Here is a 4740-nt window from a genome sequence, read left to right on the forward strand (position 1 = left end):
CGAGGCGGTCCTGCGTGCGGCCGACCTCCCGGCCGACGGCGAGATCCTGCTGGTCGTGGGCCCCGAGGGCGGGATCGCCGACGACGAGCTGGACCTGTTGGTCGGTGCGGGCGCGCGGATCGTCCGGCTCGGCCCCGAGGTGCTCCGGGCGTCGACGGCGGCCGCGGTGGCGCTCGGCGCGATCGGCGGACTGACCGACCGGTGGTGTGACCGGGCGCACGGCACACCGTCTGCGTGATCCTGCAATCACCTGGTCTACTCTCGGCACGGCTCACCCACCCCCCTGGTGAGCACGGGGTCCCGCGGGACCGCTCCTCGTGAGCAGCCCGTGGGAGCCGCCGGTTCGCCGGCGGCCGCGCCGCGGCGACCATCCCCCCGGTCGTCGCGGCGCGTTCTCCCGCGCGAATGGTGGGGCGATCTGTCGGTACCCGGCGGTACCATCGGCCCGACCCGCGCAGGCGGCACCGAGTGACAGAGAGCAGGCGACGTAAGCACGTGACCCAGCCGGACCCCGTCCAGTCCCGCATGGCAGTCCCGGACACCGCGCTGCTCGCGCTGCTCGGCTCGCGCGACGAGTCGCTGCGCACCGCCGAGGAGCTCCTGTCCGCAGACGTGCACGTGCGCGGCAACGAGCTCACCCTCTCCGGCGCCCCGGCGGACGTCGCGTTCGCCGAGCGGGTCTTCACCGAGCTGATCACCCTGGCCGAGCGCGGTCAGCAGGTCGGCTCGGACACCGTGCGGCGCACCGTCGAGATGCTCGGCGAGGCGGACCCGGCGATCGCCGCCCTGCGGGGCGAGTCCCCGGCGGAGGTGCTCAGCCTCGACATCGTGTCGCGGCGCGGCAAGACCATCCGGCCCAAGACGCTGAACCAGAAGCGGTACGTCGACGCGATCGACGCGCACACCATCGTCTTCGGCATCGGCCCGGCGGGTACCGGCAAGACGTACCTGGCGATGGCGAAGGCCGTGCAGGCGTTGCAGGCCAAGCAGGTCAACCGGATCATCCTCACCCGTCCCGCGGTCGAGGCGGGGGAGCGGCTCGGGTACCTGCCGGGCACGCTGTACGAGAAGATCGACCCGTACCTGCGCCCGCTGTACGACGCGCTGCACGACATGATCGACCCCGAGTCCATCCCGAAGCTGATCGCGGCCGGGACGATCGAGGTCGCGCCGCTGGCGTACATGCGCGGGCGCACCCTGAACGACGCGTTCATCATCCTCGACGAGGCGCAGAACACCACGCCCGAGCAGATGAAGATGTTCCTCACCCGGCTCGGGTTCGGCTCGAAGATCGTCGTGACGGGGGACGTCACGCAGATCGACCTGCCGGGCAACTCCCGCTCGGGGCTGCAGGTGGTGCAGGACATCCTCTTCGGCGTGGACGACGTGTCGTTCCCCGAGCTGACCAGCCAGGACGTGGTGCGACACCGGTTGGTGGGCGAGATCGTGGACGCCTACGCGCGGTTCGACGCGAACCAGGAGAACCGCCCCGCCCTCCGCAGCGCCGCCCCCCGCACCGGCCCGCCCCAGAACCGCACCCAGCGCCGCTCCCAGCGCTGAGCCCCGGTCGACCCTGACGCAGGACGCAACCCGACCCCGACCTGCGCAGGGGCCTGGTGACCTTCCCCTGTGGTGATCAACAGGCCCTCACGCAGCTCGTCACCCGGCCTGACCTGCGCAGGGGCCTGATGACCTTCCCCTGTGGTGATCAACAGGCCCTCACGCAGGTTTCTGCGTGTCCAAAGCTGCGTAGGGGTCTGATGATCACTGCGTAGGGGCTGATGGACCACCGCGACTCACGCGGTGGCGGCGTCCTCCTCGCGCTGCGGGGGCCACGTACTCGCGCCCAGCTCCCGGCTGATCGCACGGGCGGTCTGGTGGAGGGCCGCGAGCGCGGTCGGGGGGAGGGGCCAGTCGGCCGCGGGGACCACCAGCGCGATCGCCCCGCACACCTCGTCCGCGGTCGCGACGGGTGCGGCGAGCCCGCACTCACCCAGCACCGCCTCCTCGACCTCGGTCGCGAGCCCGGTCCGCCGGACGATCCCGGGGTCCCGCGGACTCAACACGGTCTCGCCGGTCATGCGGCGGGGACGGTCGGGGAGCACGCAGGCGCCGTGGGCGAGCAGGACCTTGCCCAGCGCGCAGGCGTGCGCGGGGATCACGATCCCCACCTCGACGGGCGTCGGCGCGGCCGCGACGACCACGACGTCGTCGCCCAGCGGGACCGCCACCCGCACTGCGCAGCCGGTCCGGTCCGCGAGCTCGGAGATCCACGGCTGTGCGTGCGCGCGGAGCTCGAGGTTGTCCAGGTAGACGTTGCCGAGCCGGAGCGTCGCGGGACCCAGCCGGTAGAGCCCGGAGTCGCGCTCCTGCACGACCATCCCGTGGGCCAGCAGCGTCCGCACGATCCCGTGCACGGTCGACGGGGCCAACTCCAGTGCCGTCGCGATCTCACCGAGGCTGCGCCTGCGCGCACCCTGGAGCACCGCGAGCACCCGCAGTGCCCGGTCGACGGACTGGATCACGCCGGACTCCTTGTGTCGTGACTCGGGTCACAGTAGCGTTCGAGTGCGTTTCGGCATAGTCGAACGAGCTTCGGGTGCGACGGAGGACCCAGATGAAGAAGCTGATCAACGATCCGGCCAACCTGGTCACGGAGGCGTTGCGCGGCATGGCCGCCGCCCATCCCGAGCTGCGGGTCGACCACGAGAACCGGGTCGTCTTCCGCGGCGACGCCCCGGTGCGTGGCAAGGTCGGGCTCGTCTCCGGCGGCGGCTCGGGGCACGAGCCGATGCACGGCGGGTTCGTGGGCCCCGGGATGCTCGACGCCGCGTGCGCGGGCGAGGTCTTCACCTCGCCGGTGCCGGACCAGATGGTCGCCGCGACCCAGGGCGTCGACGGCGGCGCGGGCGTCCTGCACATCGTGAAGAACTACACCGGCGACGTCATGAACTTCGAGATGGCCGCCGAGCTGGCCGACGGGATCGAGGTCGAGACCGTCGTCGTGGACGACGACGTCGCCGTCCAGGACAGCCTCTACACCGCGGGCCGTCGAGGGGTCGGCACCACGGTGTTGCTGGAGAAGATCGTGGGGGCGGCGGCCGAGCAGGGCAGGCCGTTGGCCGAGGTCGCGAACCTGGCGCGCAAGGTCGACGACTGCGGCCGCAGCATGGGCATGGCGCTCACCTCGTGCACGGTGCCCGCCGCGGGCAAACCGACGTTCGACCTGCCCGAGACCGAGATGGAGATCGGGATCGGGATCCACGGCGAGCCCGGCAGGCGCCGGGTTCCGCTCGCGCCCGCACGGGAGATCGCGGAGATGCTGGTGGAGCCGGTGCTCTCCGACCTGGACTTCACCACCGACCCGGTGATCTGTTTCGTCAACGGGATGGGCGCCTCGCCGCTCCTCGAGCTCTATCTCATGTACGGCGAGGTCGCGGCGCTGCTGGAGAAGGCGGGCGTGCGGGTGGCGCGGTCGCTGGTCGGGCCGTACATCACGAGCCTGGACATGGCGGGCTGTTCGGTCACCCTGCTCCGTGCGGACGACGACCTGCTCTCGCTCTGGGACGCCCCGGTCGACACCCCGGGCCTGCGGTGGGGCGTATGACGGAGGTCGACGGGTTCGTCGCCTGGGTGCGCGCGTTCGCGGCGTCGATCGAGTCGCACCAGGGCGAGCTGACGGACCTCGACTCGGCGATCGGGGACGCCGACCACGGCGCGAACATGGCGCGGGGGATGGCGGCGGTGGTCGCGGCGCTCGACGCCGCGGAGTTCGAGACGGTCGGCGCACTGTTCAAGAAGGTCGGGATGACGCTGGTCAGCACGGTGGGCGGGGCGAGCGGGCCGCTCTACGGCACCCTCTTCCTCCGGATCGGGACCGCGGCGGGCGAGGCGACGTCGCTCGACCCGGACTCGGTGGCGAAGGCCCTGCGTGCGGGGCTGGAGGGGGTGGTCGCGCGCGGGCGACCCGAGGCGGGGGACAAGACGATGTTCGACGCCCTGTCCCCGGCCCTCGACGCCCTCGACCAGGCTCTAACGGACGGCTCGCCGTTGTCGGAGGCCTTGCGGGCGGCGTCGCAGGCAGCGGACGAGGGCCGCGACGCCACGACCCCGATGCTCGCCCGCAAGGGCAGGGCCAGCTACCTGGGCGAACGGAGCGTGGGCCACCAGGACCCCGGCGCCACCTCCGCCGCCCTCCTGATCGCCACCGCAGCGGAGACCCTCCCCTGAGCCTCGGCCCCCGCGAGTCCCCACATCCAGCCGCGCGAGTCGGCCACCACGGCTGGCGAGTCGGACATGACGGCCCGCGAGTCGGACGTGACGGCGCGCGAGTCGGACACCACGACCCGCGAGTCGAACACGACAGCTCGCGAGTCGGACATGACGGCCCGCGAGTCGGACGTGACGGCCCGCGAGTCGGACACCACGGCCCCGAGCGACGCGCAACGGCGAGGAGGAGGACGGGTGAGTGACGGGGCGGTCGGGTTGGTCGTCGTGTCCCACAGCCGGGCGCTGGGTGAGGCGGCGGCGTTGCTCGCCCGCGAGATGCTGCACGGCGACGAGGTCCGGATCGAGGTCGCCGCAGGGCTCGACGCGGACACCCTCGGCACCGACGCCACGGCTATCGCCGACGCGCTGACCAGGGCGGACAGTGGGTCGGGCGTCGTCGTGCTGATGGACCTGGGCAGCGCGGTGCTCTCCGCCGAGCTCGCCCTCGAGCTCCTCGACGACCCCGAGGCC

At 72.5% G+C, this 4740-nt stretch carries 6 protein-coding genes; 5 read left to right on the forward strand and 1 reads right to left on the reverse strand.

Annotated features, from left to right (window positions below; all coding sequences use genetic code 11):
- Both H5J29_RS21260 and H5J29_RS21265 read left to right on the forward strand, forming a co-directional pair.
- Positions 1–238, forward strand: a 238-nt coding sequence (locus tag H5J29_RS21260; RefSeq protein ID WP_181782808.1) for a 16S rRNA (uracil(1498)-N(3))-methyltransferase, incomplete at its 5' end; no start/stop codon positions are given.
- Between the two features lie 167 nt (positions 239–405).
- Entirely contained in the window at positions 406–1560 is a 1155-nt protein-coding gene (locus H5J29_RS21265) for a PhoH family protein (RefSeq protein WP_181782809.1), read from the forward strand.
- Between the two features lie 236 nt (positions 1561–1796).
- On the opposite strand, the gene H5J29_RS21270 is transcribed toward H5J29_RS21265, so the two are convergent.
- Complete coding sequence (locus tag H5J29_RS21270; RefSeq protein ID WP_181782810.1) at positions 1797–2525, reverse strand: IclR family transcriptional regulator; 729 nt, start codon at positions 2523–2525, stop codon at positions 1797–1799.
- 92 nt (positions 2526–2617) lie between these two features.
- Here H5J29_RS21270 and dhaK point away from each other — a divergent pair, with 92 nt between their 5' ends.
- The 3 genes from dhaK to H5J29_RS21285 form a co-directional block, all read left to right on the forward strand.
- The gene (gene dhaK / locus H5J29_RS21275) at positions 2618–3607 is read left to right on the forward strand and encodes a dihydroxyacetone kinase subunit DhaK (RefSeq protein WP_181782811.1); all 990 of its coding nucleotides are present in this window, start codon (positions 2618–2620) and stop codon (positions 3605–3607) included.
- A complete protein-coding gene (dhaL, locus tag H5J29_RS21280) occupies positions 3604–4230 on the forward strand; it encodes a dihydroxyacetone kinase subunit DhaL (protein ID WP_181782812.1) in 627 nt (208 codons plus the stop codon). The genes dhaK and dhaL overlap by 4 nt, the downstream gene beginning before the upstream one ends.
- Positions 4231–4464: 234 nt before the next feature.
- Positions 4465–4740: PTS-dependent dihydroxyacetone kinase phosphotransferase subunit DhaM (locus H5J29_RS21285; RefSeq protein ID WP_376768556.1), on the forward strand; the 276-nt coding region annotated here is incomplete at its 3' end.

This window comes from Pseudonocardia pini (assembly GCF_013870575.1).
GTDB lineage: Bacteria > Actinomycetota > Actinomycetes > Mycobacteriales > Pseudonocardiaceae > Pseudonocardia > Pseudonocardia pini.